Source organism: Sphingobacterium bovisgrunnientis (genome assembly GCF_009829085.1).
In the GTDB taxonomy this organism is placed as follows: Bacteria; Bacteroidota; Bacteroidia; order Sphingobacteriales; family Sphingobacteriaceae; genus Sphingobacterium; species Sphingobacterium bovisgrunnientis.
Genome location: NZ_WUQY01000023.1, coordinates 39,311 through 56,802, shown reverse-complemented (window position 1 = coordinate 56,802; position 17,492 = coordinate 39,311). Strand labels below are relative to the sequence as shown.

General features: G+C 35.8%; 16 protein-coding genes. 9 read left to right on the top strand and 7 right to left on the bottom strand.

What is annotated here, in order from left to right; all coding sequences use genetic code 11:
• Positions 1-91: 91 nt before the first annotated feature.
• Positions 92-3,301, top strand: coding sequence for a SusC/RagA family TonB-linked outer membrane protein (locus GOQ16_RS11740; protein WP_160069454.1), 3,210 nt, complete (start codon positions 92-94; stop codon positions 3,299-3,301).
• 19 nt (positions 3,302-3,320) lie between these two features.
• Positions 3,321-4,826: a RagB/SusD family nutrient uptake outer membrane protein gene (locus GOQ16_RS11735; RefSeq protein ID WP_160069453.1), complete on the top strand. Its 1,506-nt coding sequence runs from the start codon at positions 3,321-3,323 to the stop codon at positions 4,824-4,826.
• Positions 4,827-4,871: 45 nt separating this feature from the next.
• Here the strand turns inward: GOQ16_RS11735 and GOQ16_RS11730 are convergent, their stop codons facing one another.
• The gene (locus GOQ16_RS11730; protein ID WP_160069452.1) at positions 4,872-5,660 is read right to left on the bottom strand and encodes an SDR family oxidoreductase; all 789 of its coding nucleotides are present in this window, start codon (positions 5,658-5,660) and stop codon (positions 4,872-4,874) included.
• Positions 5,661-5,820: 160 nt separating this feature from the next.
• Between GOQ16_RS11730 and GOQ16_RS11725 the strand changes: the two genes are divergently transcribed.
• Positions 5,821-6,195 carry a hypothetical protein gene (locus GOQ16_RS11725; protein ID WP_160069451.1) on the top strand — a complete coding sequence of 125 codons (375 nt, stop codon included), beginning with the start codon at positions 5,821-5,823 and terminating at the stop codon, positions 6,193-6,195.
• A 76-nt stretch (positions 6,196-6,271) separates the two neighbouring features.
• Here GOQ16_RS11725 and GOQ16_RS11720 read toward each other — a convergent pair whose 3' ends face one another.
• From GOQ16_RS11720 to GOQ16_RS11700, 5 genes are all read right to left on the bottom strand, one after another.
• Entirely contained in the window at positions 6,272-7,810 is a 1,539-nt protein-coding gene (locus tag GOQ16_RS11720) for a SulP family inorganic anion transporter (protein ID WP_240141026.1), read from the bottom strand.
• Between the two features lie 41 nt (positions 7,811-7,851).
• Entirely contained in the window at positions 7,852-8,871 is a 1,020-nt protein-coding gene (gene argC, locus GOQ16_RS11715; RefSeq protein ID WP_160069450.1) for an N-acetyl-gamma-glutamyl-phosphate reductase, read from the bottom strand.
• 16 nt (positions 8,872-8,887) lie between these two features.
• Entirely contained in the window at positions 8,888-9,334 is a 447-nt protein-coding gene (locus GOQ16_RS11710; protein ID WP_160069449.1) for a GNAT family N-acetyltransferase, read from the bottom strand.
• A complete protein-coding gene (gene argG, locus GOQ16_RS11705) occupies positions 9,334-10,521 on the bottom strand; it encodes an argininosuccinate synthase (protein WP_160069448.1) in 1,188 nt (395 codons plus the stop codon). The genes GOQ16_RS11710 and argG overlap by 1 nt, the downstream gene beginning before the upstream one ends.
• 69 nt (positions 10,522-10,590) lie before the next feature.
• Positions 10,591-11,298: a GNAT family N-acetyltransferase gene (locus tag GOQ16_RS11700; RefSeq protein ID WP_160069447.1), complete on the bottom strand. Its 708-nt coding sequence runs from the start codon at positions 11,296-11,298 to the stop codon at positions 10,591-10,593.
• 547 nt (positions 11,299-11,845) lie between these two features.
• Between GOQ16_RS11700 and GOQ16_RS11695 the strand changes: the two genes are divergently transcribed.
• The 4 genes from GOQ16_RS11695 (at position 11,846) to GOQ16_RS11680 (ending at position 15,411) form a co-directional block, all read left to right on the top strand.
• Entirely contained in the window at positions 11,846-12,073 is a 228-nt protein-coding gene (locus GOQ16_RS11695; protein WP_149914345.1) for a hypothetical protein, read from the top strand.
• Positions 12,074-12,268: 195 nt separating this feature from the next.
• A complete protein-coding gene (locus tag GOQ16_RS11690; protein WP_160069446.1) occupies positions 12,269-13,483 on the top strand; it encodes a porin in 1,215 nt (404 codons plus the stop codon).
• Positions 13,484-13,638: 155 nt separating this feature from the next.
• A complete protein-coding gene (gene lpxB, locus GOQ16_RS11685; protein WP_160069445.1) occupies positions 13,639-14,748 on the top strand; it encodes a lipid-A-disaccharide synthase in 1,110 nt (369 codons plus the stop codon).
• Positions 14,749-14,766: 18 nt separating this feature from the next.
• Positions 14,767-15,411, top strand: coding sequence for a hypothetical protein (locus GOQ16_RS11680; protein ID WP_160069444.1), 645 nt, complete (start codon positions 14,767-14,769; stop codon positions 15,409-15,411).
• Between the two features lie 43 nt (positions 15,412-15,454).
• Here GOQ16_RS11680 and GOQ16_RS11675 read toward each other — a convergent pair whose 3' ends face one another.
• Positions 15,455-16,249, bottom strand: a complete 795-nt coding sequence (locus GOQ16_RS11675; RefSeq protein WP_160069443.1) for an endonuclease/exonuclease/phosphatase family protein — start codon at positions 16,247-16,249, stop codon at positions 15,455-15,457.
• 215 nt (positions 16,250-16,464) lie between these two features.
• On the opposite strand from GOQ16_RS11675, the gene GOQ16_RS11670 reads away from it, so the two are divergent.
• A complete protein-coding gene (locus tag GOQ16_RS11670) occupies positions 16,465-16,899 on the top strand; it encodes an FUSC family protein (protein WP_204987468.1) in 435 nt (144 codons plus the stop codon).
• 62 nt (positions 16,900-16,961) lie between these two features.
• Positions 16,962-17,465 (top strand): ribonuclease H family protein, encoded by a 504-nt coding sequence (locus GOQ16_RS11665; RefSeq protein ID WP_160069441.1) that lies wholly within the window; start codon positions 16,962-16,964, stop codon positions 17,463-17,465.
• Positions 17,466-17,492: the final 27 nt, after the last annotated feature.

Here is a 17,492-nt window from a genome sequence, read left to right as displayed (position 1 = left end):
TAAAAAAAATGTTTTGCTAAATAAATTGAAAAATAATTCTAAAAATTAGGTTTAATTATATATATTTATTTATAACTCATTTACCAAAATTATGAATAAACATCTACTCACATCCATGTGCATAATGGCTTGTGGACTACAAGTTGTAAATGCGCAGCAAATCCCAATAGCAGGGAAAATCACAGACCAAAATGGTACACCATTATCAGGTGTCACAGTAAGCATCAAGGGCACCAATGTCGCCGTAACTTCTAATGCTAACGGATTGTTTACGTTGAATGCAGATCAGAATGCTACTCTTATTGTTTCTTCGATTGGATATGTATCGCAAGAAATAAAAGTATCTGGACGCAAGACCGTTAACGTTTCCTTATCGTCTACTGACCAAGAACTTGACGAAGTAATTGTTGTGGCTTATGGTACAGCAAAGAAAAGTACTTTCACAGGATCTGCTGCAAATATCAATTACGCTAAGGATGCGAAAGACGTACCTGTTACATCATTTCAAGATGCACTAACTGGTCGAGTTCCAGGAGTTCAGATTAATTCAACATCAGGTCAAGCTGGTTCCACTACATCTATTAGAATAAGAGGTATTGGTTCCATGAATGCATCAAATGAACCTTTATATGTAATTGATGGTGTACCTATAGTATCCGGTCAAGTATCTCAAATGTCTGGATATACTTATAATACAAACAATGTCATGAATACAATTAACCCAAATGATATTGAAAGTATTACAATCTTGAAAGATGCTGCAGCATCCTCACTTTATGGATCTAGAGCTGCAAATGGAGTAGTTTTAATCACAACTAAAAAAGGTAAAACTGGTGCTCCAAAAATTTCATTCAAAAGTTCATTAGCAATTAGTCCTGATTGGGCAACGGACAACTACGAAAAAGCCGATATTCAGGATCAAATCAATACGCTATATAGTGTTCTGTATGATTCTCGTATTGCTGCAGGTAGAACTCCTGAACAAGCGAATGAGCAAACTTTAATGCGTTTGAATTCACGCAATTGGACTCCTGGTACATCATACGGAACTGCTAATACTGGATACGGCTTTGGCATTCATGGATATGAATTTTCTACAGAAGGGACTTCGATGTTTGAACATGTCACCATTAAAGGAAAAACAGATGGCGTAGAGAATAGAGATGGTAAATATTTCAACTGGGACGATGTTTTCTTCCGGACAGGTAAGTATAATGTAAATGACATTTCATTCAGTGGAGCAACTGAAAAAACAAATTATTTTACTTCATTAGGTTATACTACAGACAAGAGTAGAACTGTACTCAATGATTATGAGCGAATTAACGGACGTTTTAATTTTACGCAGAAACTATCTCCAATATTGGATTTTGGTGTAAATTTAGCTATAGCCAACACGGAATTATCTGGATTTAATGATACTCGAAACACAAGTACAAATTATCTGTTTCAATCAAGAAATTTATTTTGGGACTTTTATTGGCCTACGGATTATAAAACAGGAAATACTTGGACAACTCGCTATAATAGTTATGCTCAAAACCAAGTATATTACAACAACGAATGGGAAAATGGTACAGGTACAAGACGCTTAAGTGCTAGTCCATCTTTAACTCTTAACTTATTACCCGAGTTAAATTTAAAAACTATATTCTCTTACGACCAGACAACATCAAGGGATCATCTCTATTATAGTGCAAATCACTATACCGGAGCCAATGATATGGGTATAGTACATGAGATGAATACAGATTTGAGAAAATTGGTTTCATCCACTACTGCAAATTACACCAAGTCATTTGGCTTGCATAATTTAGGTGTATTAGCAGGCTTCGAAGCTGAGAAAAATACAACAGATTTTATGCGTACTACGGGTAAGGATATTCCGAACTCCCAATTACCAACCGTAGCTACCGCAGGAAATTTGGATGCTCAAGCTTATGCATGGGGGAATTCAATAATGTCTGCACTTTCAAGAGTTGAATATAATTTCGATGAAAAGTATTTTGCATCTGCATCTTATAGAACTGATGGGTCTTCAAAATTGAGCCCCGAAAACAGATGGGGTAACTTTTGGTCTATCGCGGGTTCATGGAACTTGGCAAAGGAAAACTTTATTGTGAATATTCCATCTATAAATGCTTTAAGACTAAGATCATCATACGGTGTAAACGGAACTTTGCCTTCAGACAATTTTGCATGGAGAGCATTGGTAACTTATGGTAATAAATACATGCAAAGACCTGGAGGTGGTTTAGGAAATTCTCCAAACCCTAACCTGACTTGGGAAAACAATTATAGTACAAACATAGCCCTTGAGTTTGGATTATTCAAAAACAAATTGTTCGGAACAGTTGAATATTACAATAGAGATTCAAAAGACCTATTACAAGACGTACCTCAATCTATGATTACTGGATTTGGATCTTCTGTAAGAAATGTAGGACAAATAAATAACAAAGGTGTTGAAATTTTATTAGGATCGGACATCATTAATAAACAGGATTTAAAATGGACGCTTAGTGTGAATGCAGCTTCCTTATCTTCAAAAGTTATCAAATTGAATGGTGGAGCTGAAGAGGAAATAATCTGGAATGATCCTACTGGTGGCGACGCTCGATCAAGATATATTTACAAAGAAGGACAATCTACATTAGCATTTTATGGAATTGAATGGGCTGGCACAGATCAGACAAACGGCAAAAATGTTTGGTACATAAACGATGGGACAGCAGGTGATTTTGAATTCAATGGTCGAGGCGCTACTTATACATACACTAAAGCGCAGAGAGTAATCATTGGTAATGGTATTCCGAAATTCACTGGGGGTATTAATTCGAATTTAGAATACAAAGACTTTTCACTTGGACTTAATTTCGTGTACAAAATCGGTGGCGAACTATATGATGCTGCGAATAGAGACGTGGCAGATGATGGTTACTATTGGGAACGCATACATTCTCAGGATTTTGTTGATAATACCTGGACACCAGAGAAAGGAAGTGGATATTACCCAATGATAAGTGGACGTGATTTGGAAGATGTAAACCAAATTAGTAGTAGACATCTAAATCCTGCTGATTTTTTAAGATTGAAAAACGTTTCATTATCATATAACATTCCAAGCAATGTCTTAAAGTCTGCAAAGATCAGTAATGCAAGATTATTCTTTAATGGATCCAATCTATTGACTTTCAGCAAATTTAAGCTAGCGGACCCTGAAGTTAATCAATACAGTACACGTGGCTGGGAAACTCCGATTGCCAAAACGTACACTTTCGGAATTGATTTTAGTTTTTAATATTTAGCATTGAAAGATTATGAAAAATAAAATATTAACGTCTTGTTTATTCGTTGCATTAACTTTTAGTTCATGTAGTGACTTCTTAGACGTAAAACCAACAAACTCTGCTGATGCATCAACACAAACTATCACAACTGTGGCTGACGCAAATGTGATTATTAGAGGATTGATGAGCAAAATGGCCAGTGGCAACTATTATGGTCGAAATTTTATGCTTTATGCTGACACCAAAGGAGGTGATTACACTATAACATCCCAAGGAAGAGGATATGATTATTTATATGTATTTAATCACAGTGAAACATCCAATAATTATTCATCCATTTGGTCTCAAGGATACAACTGTATTGCACATATAAATGATCTTTTAGTTCAAATTGAAAATCTAAAGGCAGCAGGTTCCAGCGAAAATTTTGATACTGTAATTGGTCAAGCATTAACTGCTAGAGCATTAATTTATTTTGATTTAGTTAGGCTTTACGGGAAACCATTCAATATGGATAAAAACTCATTTGGGGTTCCTATTACATTGACTCCGCTTTCATCAGACGCTAAATTAACAAGAAGCTCTGTAAATGAAGTTTATACCCAAATATTAAAAGATTTAAAAGATGCTGAACCCCTAATCACAAAGCCAACAAATGCTTCAACATTAGCCAATACAAATGGGTTTTTAAATTATTTTGGAAATAAAGCCATTCAAGCTCGTGTGTATCTATATATGGAGGATTTTGAAAATGCGCTAGCTGCAGCTGAGGAAGTAATTGCTTTTAGTCAATATAAATTGTATACAAATGATACATGGGTTAGCTCATGGTCTAAACAATTTGGCTCTGAATCCGTTTTCGAACTAGCAATCTATCCAAATGAAGGTGATTTAGGAAATAGCTCATTAGGCGCATATACACGTAGAAGAGGGAATCCAAACAACACAATTGCGGCTGGATATTTTACTTCTAGTACATCTTTTTTAGCTAGATTAAATGAAGACGCCCAAGACGTAAGAAAAGGAATAATGACTACCGATGAATTATCTACAACAGCAAACCCTAGACACGGTGCTATTTATAAATATAGCGGTAGTGTAGGATTAGATGGAGATGGCAAAGGTAATTCTACTGCAGTAAATATTAAAGTTATTCGCCTATCCGAAGTTTACTTAATCGCATCGGAAGCTGCTTTACGAAAAGCATCACCTGATCTTACAAAAGCTGTTAATTATTTGAATCAAATTCGTAAGCGATCACCTAATCTAACCCCAGCAAGTAATGCATCAATTAATATAGATTTAATTGATGCAGAAAGATCTAAAGAACTTATTGGTGAAGGTCATCGTTTCTTTGATATGATGCGTTGGAACAAAACTATTAATTTCGATGATGCATTGGCTTCTGTATCTACAATCCATAGAGCCGCTAGTATTGATAGAACATTTCACAAAACTATATTACCAATTCCTTTAGCAGAAGTTAATGCGAATGGGGAAATATTTTCTCAGCAAAACCCAGGTTATAGAAATTAATATACAACATAAGGCTTCCAAAATTTGGAAGCCTTTTTAATGTTTTTAAAATATTGTCTTCGCAATTCCACCATCCAATGGTATAGATGCCCCTGTAAGGTAAGAAGCATATTCTGATGCAAGAAATGCAACTAAAAAACCATATTCTTTTGGATCTCCTAATCTTTGCACTGGAACAGATTGAATACGTTTTGTTCGAATTTCTTCAAAGCTCACAGCTTCATTCTTAGCTTGGTTTTCCATCAGGCTAGTCAATCGTTCTGTTTCAAAATAACCTGTCATAACGGAATTAACCGTAATATTATCTTTTGCAACAGCATTAGATAAAGATTTGAACCATGATACCAAAGCCGTACGCATAGTATTAGATAACACCAAATTATCCTGAGGTTCTTTCACGGTCATTGAAGATATATTAACTATTCGTCCAAAACCATTCTCTTGCATTTTTTGCAAAGCGAGATTAGTCGTAAACACTGCATTTTGAAACAATAAGTTGAAAGCTTGCAAATAGTCGAAATCCGTTTTTTCAAGAACTGTTCCTGGATTCGGTCCCTGCGTGTTATTCACCAATATATCTATTGAGTTTTTAGAAAAATAGGTTGTGATAGATTTCTTGTAAACCTCAAAATCCAAATAATCTGTTACAATATACTGATGAGATTGATTTTTGGTTATATCTAAAGTTGCCAATACAGATTTTAGCTTATCTTCATTCCTTGCCACTAACGTTACACTAGCTCCACATGCGGCTAACTGCTGTGCTATAGCCTTACCAATGCCAGATGTACTACCGCCCACTAAAGCTTTTTTTCCTTGTAAATTGATTTCCATAAACTATTAATTATGCTTCTAAAATACAAAATATAAACGCGCGAATTGAATTATGCTCCACTATTGAATATTGATTTACAACAAATTAAATAGAAATATTTTTAAAAATTTAAAATCTTTTACCTATATTTATCTAACCACTTATAAACACGTTTATACTATGCAAACAAAAACAGAATTCCTAATCTGGGACAAAATTGTCAATAGTGCTAAGCAGCGTTTTAATTACGAAGAGTATTTACAGCATTTCGAAGATTCAAAAATTTACGATAAACTAATACTTCATATTATTGTAGGATTTGCATCGGGAGAAAGTCACAATACGATCTCCACAAATCTTCATAATGAACTTACGCACATAGGAATACATGTATACGAACATGTCGTTGATGAAATCATAAGTGATAAACATATTGTCTTTAGCGCTGAAATTTATGCCGCTTACCTTACATTTTCTATGTTGGAAGATGGTGATAGCGAAATTGAAATCCTTGGATACGTAACAGATTTATTAGAAGCCCCGAAAGTATATTAATCTAAGTAGTAAGTAGTGAAACAAAATTTAAAAACTGAGAAATGTTTTTAAATTTTTATCTTTTAATTTAAATTCTCTACGGCATTACTTTATAGGTCGGATCTTCTTCTATATTCACCTCAATTATTCCTTTGGCATTCTCCAAAAGACGAATACTGTCTTTACTCAAATGCCGTAGGACTACTTTCTTATTGACTTTTGCGTATTTATCAGTAAGTTTATTCAAGATTTCAATAGCTGACATATCGACGACTCGAGATTCTTTCAAGTCTACAATTACGACACTTGGATCTTCTTCGATGTCAAATTTTTCTATAAAATTGCTGGTCGATCCGAAGAATAATGGACCGTAAATTTCGTATATTTTATTTCCAAATTCGTCGATACTTTTGCGTGCACGTATGCGCTTTGCATTATCCCAAGCAAATACGAGAGCAGAAATTATTACACCTACTAAAACTGCTTCTGCTAAATTGTGTCTTAACACCGTTATTGCTGCGACCAAAATTCCCACAATAACATCCGATTTTGGCATTTTCTTGAGCACTTTAAAGGATGCCCATTGAAATGTACCAATGGAAACCATCATCATTACACCTACCAAAGCAGCCATCGGAATCTGCTCAATGACAGGTCCACCCGCAAGTATCACAATCAAAATCCCCATCGCTCCTACCACTGCAGCTATACGCGTGCGTGCACCTGCATCCAGATTCACCAATGTCTGTGCCACCATCGCGCAACCTCCCATCCCACCGAAAAATCCATTAACAATATTTGCTGTGCCTTGTGCCATAGCCTCACGATTTGAATTTCCTTTCGTATTCGTTATTTCATCGACCATGCTTAGAGTTAACAATGACTCTACCAGTCCAACACCAGCCATGATTAAGGCATAGGGAAAAACAACTTCTAATGTCTCCAAATTAAATGGCACCATAGGTATATGAAACGAAGGTAGTGATCCACTAACCGAAGCAATATCAACAACTTTTTTTGTATCAATTCCAAAGAAAAAAACAAGAGCTGCTGTTATAATAATTGCTACTAAAGAAGCTGGAACAGCTTTAGTAAGTTTTGGAAACCCCAATACGATTAAAACTGTTAGCAGCGTTAATCCGCCCATCACATACAAAGTTGCCCCTGACATCCAAGACGACACTCCATCCTCCATCACTTTAAATTGCTCAACTTGTGCCATAAAAATAATGATCGCCAAACCGTTCAAAAATCCATACATTACAGGTTGTGGAATCAATCGTACAAATTTTCCTAACTTAAATGCACCGACTAAAATCTGAAAAAAACCACCTAATATAATTGCAGCAAACAGATATTCTACACCATGCGACACAATCAAAGCCATCAAAACAACAATAGTGGCTCCTGCTCCGCCAGAAACCAAGCCAGGTCTTCCGCCCAAAATAGCAGTTACAATCCCCATTAAGAATGCAGCATATAATCCCATCAATGGAGTCAATCCCGCTAAAATGGCGAAGGACAAAGATTCTGGAATCATCGTCATTGCAACAGTAAGCCCAGCCAAAATCTCGTTCTTGAAATTTACTTTTGAAAAATCGAATGTATCAAATGCCATAGAAATAAGTAAAGCCATCAGGTCTTGATGGCTTTACAAAAATAGAAATCTTTTATGGATTAAAATCCTACGGATTTTAAATTAAGTCCTGTACGTTCTTCTAAGCCGAACATTAAGTTCATATTCTGAACTGCCTGACCAGATGCACCTTTTAATAGATTGTCCGTAGCATTTAGAATCAACAACTTATTACCATGTTTTTCCAAATGGATAATAGATTTGTTCGTATTCACAACTTGTTTCAAATCAATATTTGCTTTCGAAACTGATGTAAAAGGATGCGAAGCATAGTATGAATTATACAAGTCATAAGCTTCATCTTCTGTCAAATCCGAATCTACATAAATAGCAGAGAAAATACCACGCGTGAAATCTCCACGTTGTGGCACGAAGTTGATTTTCTCCGAAGCTCTTTCTAATAATGATTTATCCGATTCTGGTAAAAAACCATCTTGCAATTGATCCAAAGACTCTGATACTTCTTGCAAATGTTGATGTTCGAAAGATTTGTAAGCAGACAAGTTATTGTTACGCCACGAGAAATGAGATGTTGCTGTTGGTTTTTGACCAGCACCTGTCGAACCTGTCGTCGCATTGATATGAATTTGCGAAGGCAAAAGACCTTTCGACGCCAAAGGCAATAATGCCAATTGAATATTCGTTGCAAAACAGCCTGGATTTGCTATATATTGCGCATTTTTAATAGCTTCACGATTCAATTCTGGTAAACCATAGACAAAGTCTTGACCTTGATAAGTTGTATTTGCGCGCAATCTATAATCTTGTGACAAGTCAATAATCTTAACAGAACTGTCAATAGAATTAGCATCCAAAAACTTGCGGGCATCTCCATGACCGACACACAAAAACAACACATCAATATCCGAATGGAAATCCGAAGAAAATTCCAATTCTGTATCACCGAATAAATCGTTGTGTACAGCGTATAATTTATTGCCAGCATTGGAAGCAGAGTTTGCAAACACTATTTCTACTTCGGGATGAAATATCAAAATACGTAATAATTCACCGCCTGTATATCCTGCCGAACCGATTATTCCTACTCTTATTTTGCTCATATTGGAAAGTTAAGGTTTATATAAACTTTTTATAAAGCAGGAATTCTGCATCAGGTCCCTGCAATTCAAAGCCTAGATGTTGATAGAGCTCTTGCGCTACAAGATTATCAACTTGGGTTTCTAACTGTACAAAATTTGCATCATTGGATTTTGCAAATTCAATAGCTTTATTTATCAACTGAGTGGCTATCCCAGTTTTTCTATATTCTTTCAGCACGAATAGATCATTCAAAATCCAGTTTCGTACCATTCGTGCTGAAGAATATTTAGGGTAGAGTTGCGTAAACCCTACCGCAATATTTTTATCGTAATAGATATAAATAACAGACTCTTTGTTCAGGATACGATCAGATAAAAAATTTGCAGCTCCTTCAAGATCAGAATCTTTCTTATAAAAGATTCTATATTGATCAAATAGGCCCACTAAATCATGTAAATTATCTAATGTACCAAGGACAATCATTAGCCTTTGCTGTTTACTTTATGCCAAATGATAGTTTGGTTTCCGAAGATTTTAGAGAATCCTTTTACATCATCTCCAGTGTAACCTTCGTTCATCTCGCCGTAGCTACCAAATTTATTATTCATCAAATCGTGCGCTGACTCAATACCTACGATTACGAAACGGTATGGGTGTAATTCCACAATCACGCGACCTGTAACAGTCTCTTGCGCTGAAGATAAGAAAGCTTCGATGTCACGCATTACAGGATCGTGCATCTGACCTTCGTGCATCCAGTTTCCATAGAATGCAGAAATTTGATCTTTCCACGCCAATTGCCATTTTGTTAACGTATGTTTCTCTAACGTATGGTGTGCTTTTACCAAAATAATCGGACCAGCAGCTTCAAAACCTACACGACCTTTGATACCGATAATGGTGTCACCAACGTGAATATCACGACCAATTCCATAAGGCTGTGCTAATTCTTGTAATTGTTGGATAACTTTTACTGCGCCGATTTTCTCTCCATTCAATGCTACAGGCTCACCTTTTTCAAAATCTATTGTAACCGTTTGTGGTTCTGTAGAAGTAGCAGCTGTTGGCCAAGCTGATTCTGGTAAGTATTGGTTTGAAGTTAAAGTCTCTGCACCACCTACTGAAGTACCCCAAAGCCCTTTGTTAATTGAGTATTTAGCTTTTTCAGCGCTATATGGGAAACCATGCTTACCTAAATATTCAATTTCAGCCTCACGCGATAATTTCAAATCACGAATTGGCGTAATGATTTCAACACCTGGAATCAAGGTATTGAAGATCATATCAAAACGAACTTGGTCATTACCCGCACCTGTAGAGCCATGCGCTACGGATTCTGCGCCGATTTTCTTTGCATAATTCGCGATAGCTGTTGCTTGACACACACGTTCTGCGGAAACTGATAATGGGTAAGTTGCATTCTTCAACACATTACCAAAAATCAAATATTTAATAGTTTCGCGGTAGTAGTTTTCAGTCTCGTCGATTGTGGTATGCGATTTCACGCCTAACTCATATGCACGAGCTTCGATATTTTTTAATTCCTCAGCAGAAAATCCACCTGTATTTACGACTACAGAGTGTACTTCCAAGCCCAAATCTTTAGTCAAATAAATACAACAAAACGATGTATCTAAACCACCACTAAATGCTAAAACTACTTTTTTCATTCTTTTTATGCTATATTTTATGGTAAAATGCTTTATCACTAAAGCTTTACAAATGTACGAATTAATAAACTATGCTGTTTCTGCACGTGTAGGAAACACTGTTGCCACAAATTTCTTTGTCGAGCGCCACAACTTTGCTTCGATACGTTTTAATAAAGATTGTTTTTTCGAAATTCTTTCCAAACGTATTTTGGCTTCTGCTCTACGCTTCAATCTTTCTTCCAACTCTTTCGCTTTTTCCTCTGGATCCCAAAGCATGGCTGTACACATACAGTTTTTGCGTTCTTTACTCACCAAAATATCATAATTGATGCAACTTTTACAACCTGCCCAGAATTCCTCATCTTGCGTCAGCTCCGAATAAGTAACTGGTTCGTACCCTAATTCGGAATTGATTTTCATCACAGCAAGACCCGTTGTCAATCCGAAAATCTTTGCTTTAGGATATTTTTCGTGGGAAAGTTCGAAAACACGCTTTTTAATTGCCTTTGCTAATCCTACTTTACGAAACTCAGGACTCACAATAAGACCTGAATTTGCCACATAATCGCCATGCGACCACGTTTCGATGTAGCAAAAACCTGCCCAACGTCCATCCTTATGCAACGCAATGACCGCCTTCCCCTCTTCCATTTTTTTCGCTACATACTCTGGCTTGCGTCTAGCAATACCCGTTCCACGAGCTTTTGCAGACTCAAACATTTCGTTACAAATTGCATCAGCATAAATCACGTGATCAGCTGTCGCAGGAATAATTAAAAAATCTGAAATTGTCATCTTAAGATGTCGACCTAATAATTAACGCACTCTCGTGCAAATAAAGAATAACTAAGGATTGTAAAATTCGTAGAGCTACACGAATTCGATTGAAGCTAATGTGCTCTGCCTCCGAAATCAAGCTCGAGGCAGAATAGGTCGTCGAAATCGCAAAATTGGACAATTCATCCTATTATAGAATGCAAAAGCCATAGCTACAAGTTTATTAAAAACTTGTTTATTAGCAGTGAAAAAGGCTTTTGAACTATACATTGTATAAAATGTTTTCTTTCTTAAAATCTGACTGCGCAAAAGTATTAAATTATTTTTTTGTTTATGCAATGGAATTGTAGTTTTTTTTCAAAAAAATCAATTGCTTAAATGCTATAATAATCAAACTAATAATAAGACGTATAAATCGTTGAAATGTTTAAAATATCTTGATTTCCATTTAACTAAAATTTTAATTAAAAAATATCAACTTCCGCTAATTACCCAAGAATATTCTAAATTTTGTTTATCCTTTAAAATACTCTAATTTTGCAATATAATTTTTAACAATAGAATCATGGTAGGTCCAAGTATTATCTTTTACATTATATTCGCTATCCCTTATATTTTTGTGATGTACTGGTTAGTAAAACAAGATAAGCGTAAATATGCTTGGGGTGTAAGTGTTGTTACAGTGATTGCTATCGTTGCTCTGTATGTTTCACAAAAAGCAAGTAAAAATGCTATTGAGAACTACAAACAACATCAAATCGATGCCCGAGAAGCCGAAAAAGAGGTAAATTAAAGTATTACCATTCGTTAGTTGAACACCTATTCGAGGTTAAATTAATATTAAGTAAATATTATCATTCCGTTAGATTAACGCGATTCCTCAATTTTTCCCGATTGTAAGTCTATATTTGTGTTAATTTAATGTTAGCAAACTAATTCAACAGATATTAGTTAACATATAAGTATACTAATAAACTTAACTGAGGAAATGACAACTTTTAAAAAGCTATCTTATTTCTTTGCTGCGGCTACAGCTATAGCAATTTCAAGCACAACCCAAGTATCAGCTCAAGAAAGAGATGACCGTGCTACGATTTTAAATTTCAAAGGCATACAATACACTTCCCCGGATTCCTTGTTCTACACCAACTTTCGTTTTCGTATGCAAAATCGTTTAGGATTTAGCAATGTAATGGATGGTGAAGATAATGGCAAGTTTGACGCCCGTATTCGTCGTCTGCGTATGCGTATGGATGGTTATATTTACACACCTAAAATTTCCTATTCCGTACAGTTAGCTTTCACACGCGGAGACCAAGACTTTGATGATACTGGTATCGCAAATATTGTGCGTGATGCGGTAATATTCTACAATTTTTCGGATGATTTTTATATTTCATTTGGACAAAATAAACTTCCTGGAAACCGTCAGCGTGTAAACTCTTCAGGTCAATTGCAATTTACTGACCGTTCGTTGGTAAATGGAAATTTTGCAATAGACCGAGATTTTGGGTTAACATTTCACTTAAGTAATAAGATTGGCAATATGCCATTCAACGCGAAAGCGGCGATTTCTACAGGTGAAGGTAGACCAGCTCTTTCTACTGATGATGGTTTAGCATACACAGGGCGTGTGGAGTTTTTACCGTTAGGTGAATTCGAAAATGGCGGAGATTATTCGGAAGGTGATATTGAGCGTGAAGAAACGCCAAAATTATCTATCGGTGGTGGTTACAGCTACAATGACCGTACTATTCGCGAAGGTGGTCAATTGGGAAAATACGTGATGAACCCATTCACGTTAAAAACTGGTTTTGCAGATGCAATTTTCAAATACCAAGGATTTGCGTATCAAGTAGAATATATGCGCCGTGATGTGGACAATCCATTAAATGTATTGGAGGATGATCCGACGGAAGAAACATATGCATACAAAGGTTGGGGTGTAAACCAACAGACTTCTTACCTGTTGAATAAAGGTTACGAAGTAGCAGCTCGCTACACGTACTTGAAACCGCATCAACAAATTTCAACTTTTGAAGATCAAACTGAAGTATTTGAGTTAGGTTTAACAAAATATATGAAAGCACACCGTTTAAAATTCCAACTGAATGGTACATATACCGTGAAAGATGGAATCTTTGACAACAACCACAAGAAGAATGGTTGGGGTGGCATGTTCCAAATCGAATTAGGTATTTAATCGAGATAAAACACATTAAAAAAGGTCATTATTAACGAAATAATGACCTTTTTTGATTTAATGTAATTTTTCTCTTTAGTACTTATGGAATCCAGCTCAAATCTGCATCCATCCTAAAAGAATACTTATCTTTAAGGATTCAAAAGGAAAATTACATGAAATATTACATTATAGCTGGAGAAACATCGGGGGATTTGCATGGCGCAAATTTGATTAAAGCTTTAAAAACAGAAGATCCACAAGCTGATTTCAAAATTGTTGGTGGTAATCAAATGCAAGAAGCGGCAGATCAAATACCATTAATCCATACTTCTCAAATGGCTTTTATGGGATTTGTGGAGGTTCTGAAAAATTTAAAAACTATTTCAAAAAATCTCAAAGCTGTAAAAGGAGACATCCTGAATTATAAACCTGATACAGTAATATTAATTGATTTCCCCGGATTCAACATGAAAATTGCTTCATTCGCGAAGAAGCATGGTATTAAAGTATGTTACTATATCTCACCAAAAATCTGGGCGTGGAATCAAGGGCGCGTGCACAAAATCAAAAAAGTGGTCGACCACATGTTCTGTATTCTTCCTTTTGAAGTAGACTTCTACAAGCGATTTGGAATGAAGGTGGATTATGTAGGTAATCCGTTGCTTGATGCTATTTCTGCTTATGAATTTAATCCTAATTTCCGAAAAGATAATAATATGTCAGACGCCCCCATTATTGCACTGCTTCCGGGTAGTCGCAAGATGGAGATTGATGAGATATTACCTGAAATGGTTGAACTTTCGTTCTCTTTTCCCAAACATCAATTAGTAATTGCTGGAGCTCCCAACTTTGAGAAATCCTATTACCAACAATACATTGGAGACTTAGGAATACCTATTGTATTTGATCAGACTTATGATTTATTAAAGAATGCAGATGCAGCAGTAGTAACTAGTGGAACAGCGACCTTAGAAACCGGAATATTACGTGTACCACAGGTAGTGGTCTACAAAGCTAACCCGATTTCTGTATGGATAGCTCGAAAGTTAATAAAAGTTAACTTCATTTCCTTAGTAAACCTTATCAATAATTACCTGTCTGTTATTGAATTGATACAGGAAGAATGCACAACTTCGGACATCAAAGATGAAATTGGTAAAATCTTGATGGAGTCCGAGCACCGTGCCAGTATCTTAGAAAATTACGATGTATTAGCGACGAAATTAGGTGATCCAGGAGCCTCTGCTCGTACAGCTAAACTCATTGTAGAATATTTGACTTAACGCAAAAAAGGAGTTTTTATGAAATGGACAGCATTACTAACATTTATACTTACCCTATTCTTGGGGAATAATGTTAACGCACAAGCAAATGAAATACGAATATCCAAATTAGTTTTGGATAAAAAAGAAAAGAAAGTTTTTTCTGATAGGGATAGAGACTCATCGACGACATTATTTATTGATACTTTGGTGATGAAGGATCGTTCCTCATTACAATTTTTTGGCAAAAAAGAAGTTAAAATCGTTGTGGGGCATGCAGAGATCGGAGACAGAGCATTTATCAGTGGTATGGCTGGTAAAAATAATGCTTCTAATTTTGATTTGGATTTTAATTTCCAAAAACTCGGTTCATTGTACATAGTTGCACGAGGACAAGACGCTATGAATGGCACAAAAACAGATCCAAATGGTGACGCTGGAAATATTAATTTAATTTATGATCCTAAGGGAATTGCACCTCAATCCGCAGACAAAAAAGGAAAGAGTTATATTCACACTGATGTGACTCCTGGTGGATTACGCGTGACGCCATCCACCGACTTAAGGAATATTTACGACCAAATTAGTCGTTCTGCTCCTGGACTTCGGGGAGTACCTCAAGGTCAGATTTATTCTGGTTCTCCCGGGAAAGAGGGAAAAGCAACTATTAGTAGCAAAGAATAAAACGAAGAATCCCTTAACTTTAGATGTTAAGGGATTCTTCGTTTTAATTATAGTCAAATACTGCTACAACGGGTAAATGATCTGAGGCATATTCCCCTGTCATAGCGTATGACGCAACCAAACTTAGAATAGTAGCCGCTGATTTATTAAAAACCACAAAATCAATAGCCCTATTAGGATTTCCAACTGGAAACGATAATGGACAAGAACTCACACATGATAAATTGAATTCTTCTTGCAATTTTTGTATTTCAACCGAAGTTGGTATAGCATTATAGTCTCCTCCAATCAAAAAAGGTTTGTTCAAACTTTTGCTAATAGTAGTTAATCGTTCAACTTGTGCCGTTCTGTTAGATACATTTAAGTCCAAATGCGTCGAAGCAAATTCTACAGAAAAATCGCTTGGCAAATTCACCGTTGCAATAGCCACACTGCGTTGCTCACCAGAAGTTGGCATGGGTAGTAATTCATTACGGGTATTTGTCAACGGGTATTTACTCAGAATTGCAACTCCATACTCTCCCCCACTATAATCAATAGATTTGGAAAAATAATAATGCATATCAAGCAGTTTAGCCAATACTTTAGCTTGATCGACATTTCCTGATCTTGGTACATTTACATCCACTTCTTGCAGGGCGACGAGTTCAGCACCACTCTTTCGTATTACTGCAGCTATATTATTTAAATTTACTTCCGTCGAATTCTCTGGGGCACCATGATGGATATTGTAAGTAAGAGTAACTAATTTTTTGACTTCTACTTTCTTACTAGAATTTAACAAATTACAAGATGATAATATTATTGTTCCCAATAGGATTAGCAATTTAATACGCATGATGAATTGATAGGATATATTAGTATTTCAAATCTACATAAATTCACTACAAAACTTTAAAATCAAGAAATTAAAACTCAAATTAGATTGTATTAAATATAATACAATCCGTAATTTTGCAGTACAAATCCAAACCTTGAATGTTTGACAAACTGTTAAAAAGAATTGTTTCCTCCCCATTACTTATCTACATAATCAGATGTTGCATAGGTTTTATGATTGGATATCAATTGTATATTGAGTTTCCCGATTTCGAGCTTTTCTGGACTTTATTATCGATTATCTTAGTTATCTCTCCCGAAGAGAAAGATACACGCAAACTTTCCATTGAACGATTCAAATCCAATTTCATTGGTTCAGCAGTAGCTATGGGATTGTTATTGTTTTTCGAACCATCGGTTTATTCTATACTTTTTGGTATATTCATTACAATAGTAATCTGTCGTTTATTTAATGTAATGAACATGGCTCGTGTAGCCTTGGTTGCCTTACTAATCATTATGGTACAGCCGCATGAATCATCCATGGTAGAGGCACCGATTTATAGATTTGGTTCTGTTGCTGTGGGCTGTATTATTGGGTTACTAATAGTGGTTTTTACTTCTATGATTTTTAGACCACTAAAAAGAAAATTCGGTATACCATACTAACAATATCGGATTTTATCCACTTCATCACTTATTCCGTTCGCAAAATTGTATTTTTGTCGTCAATGATTGAATTATATACAGACGGTGCCTCAAGTGGAAACCCAGGTCCAGGGGGATATGGGACGATTTTACGTACAATCTATACAGGGGCAAATCCTGATTTCCAAGGTAAGTTAATCGAAAAAGAATTTTCAGGAGGATACCGTAAAACTACCAATAACCGTATGGAACTCATGGCGGTAATTGTAGGATTAGAAGCATTGAAAAATATAAAACAAAAAGTCACAATCTATTCTGATTCAAAATACTTTATCGATGCTATTGATAAAAAATGGGTGTATGGTTGGATGCAAAAAGGTTTCGCTGGTAAGAAAAATAAAGACTTGTGGTTACGACTTATGCAGTCCTACAAATTGCACGATGTGAAATTGGTGTGGGTAAAAGGTCACGCTGGCCATCCACTTAACGAACGTTGTGATAAATTAGCCGTTGCTGCTTCAAAAAATCCCTTAAAATGGCAAATTGATTCTGTATTTGAAATGGAAGAAAAGCAGGGGTTAAGTTAAAATTAAGTATATTTAGGTTTCAAACTT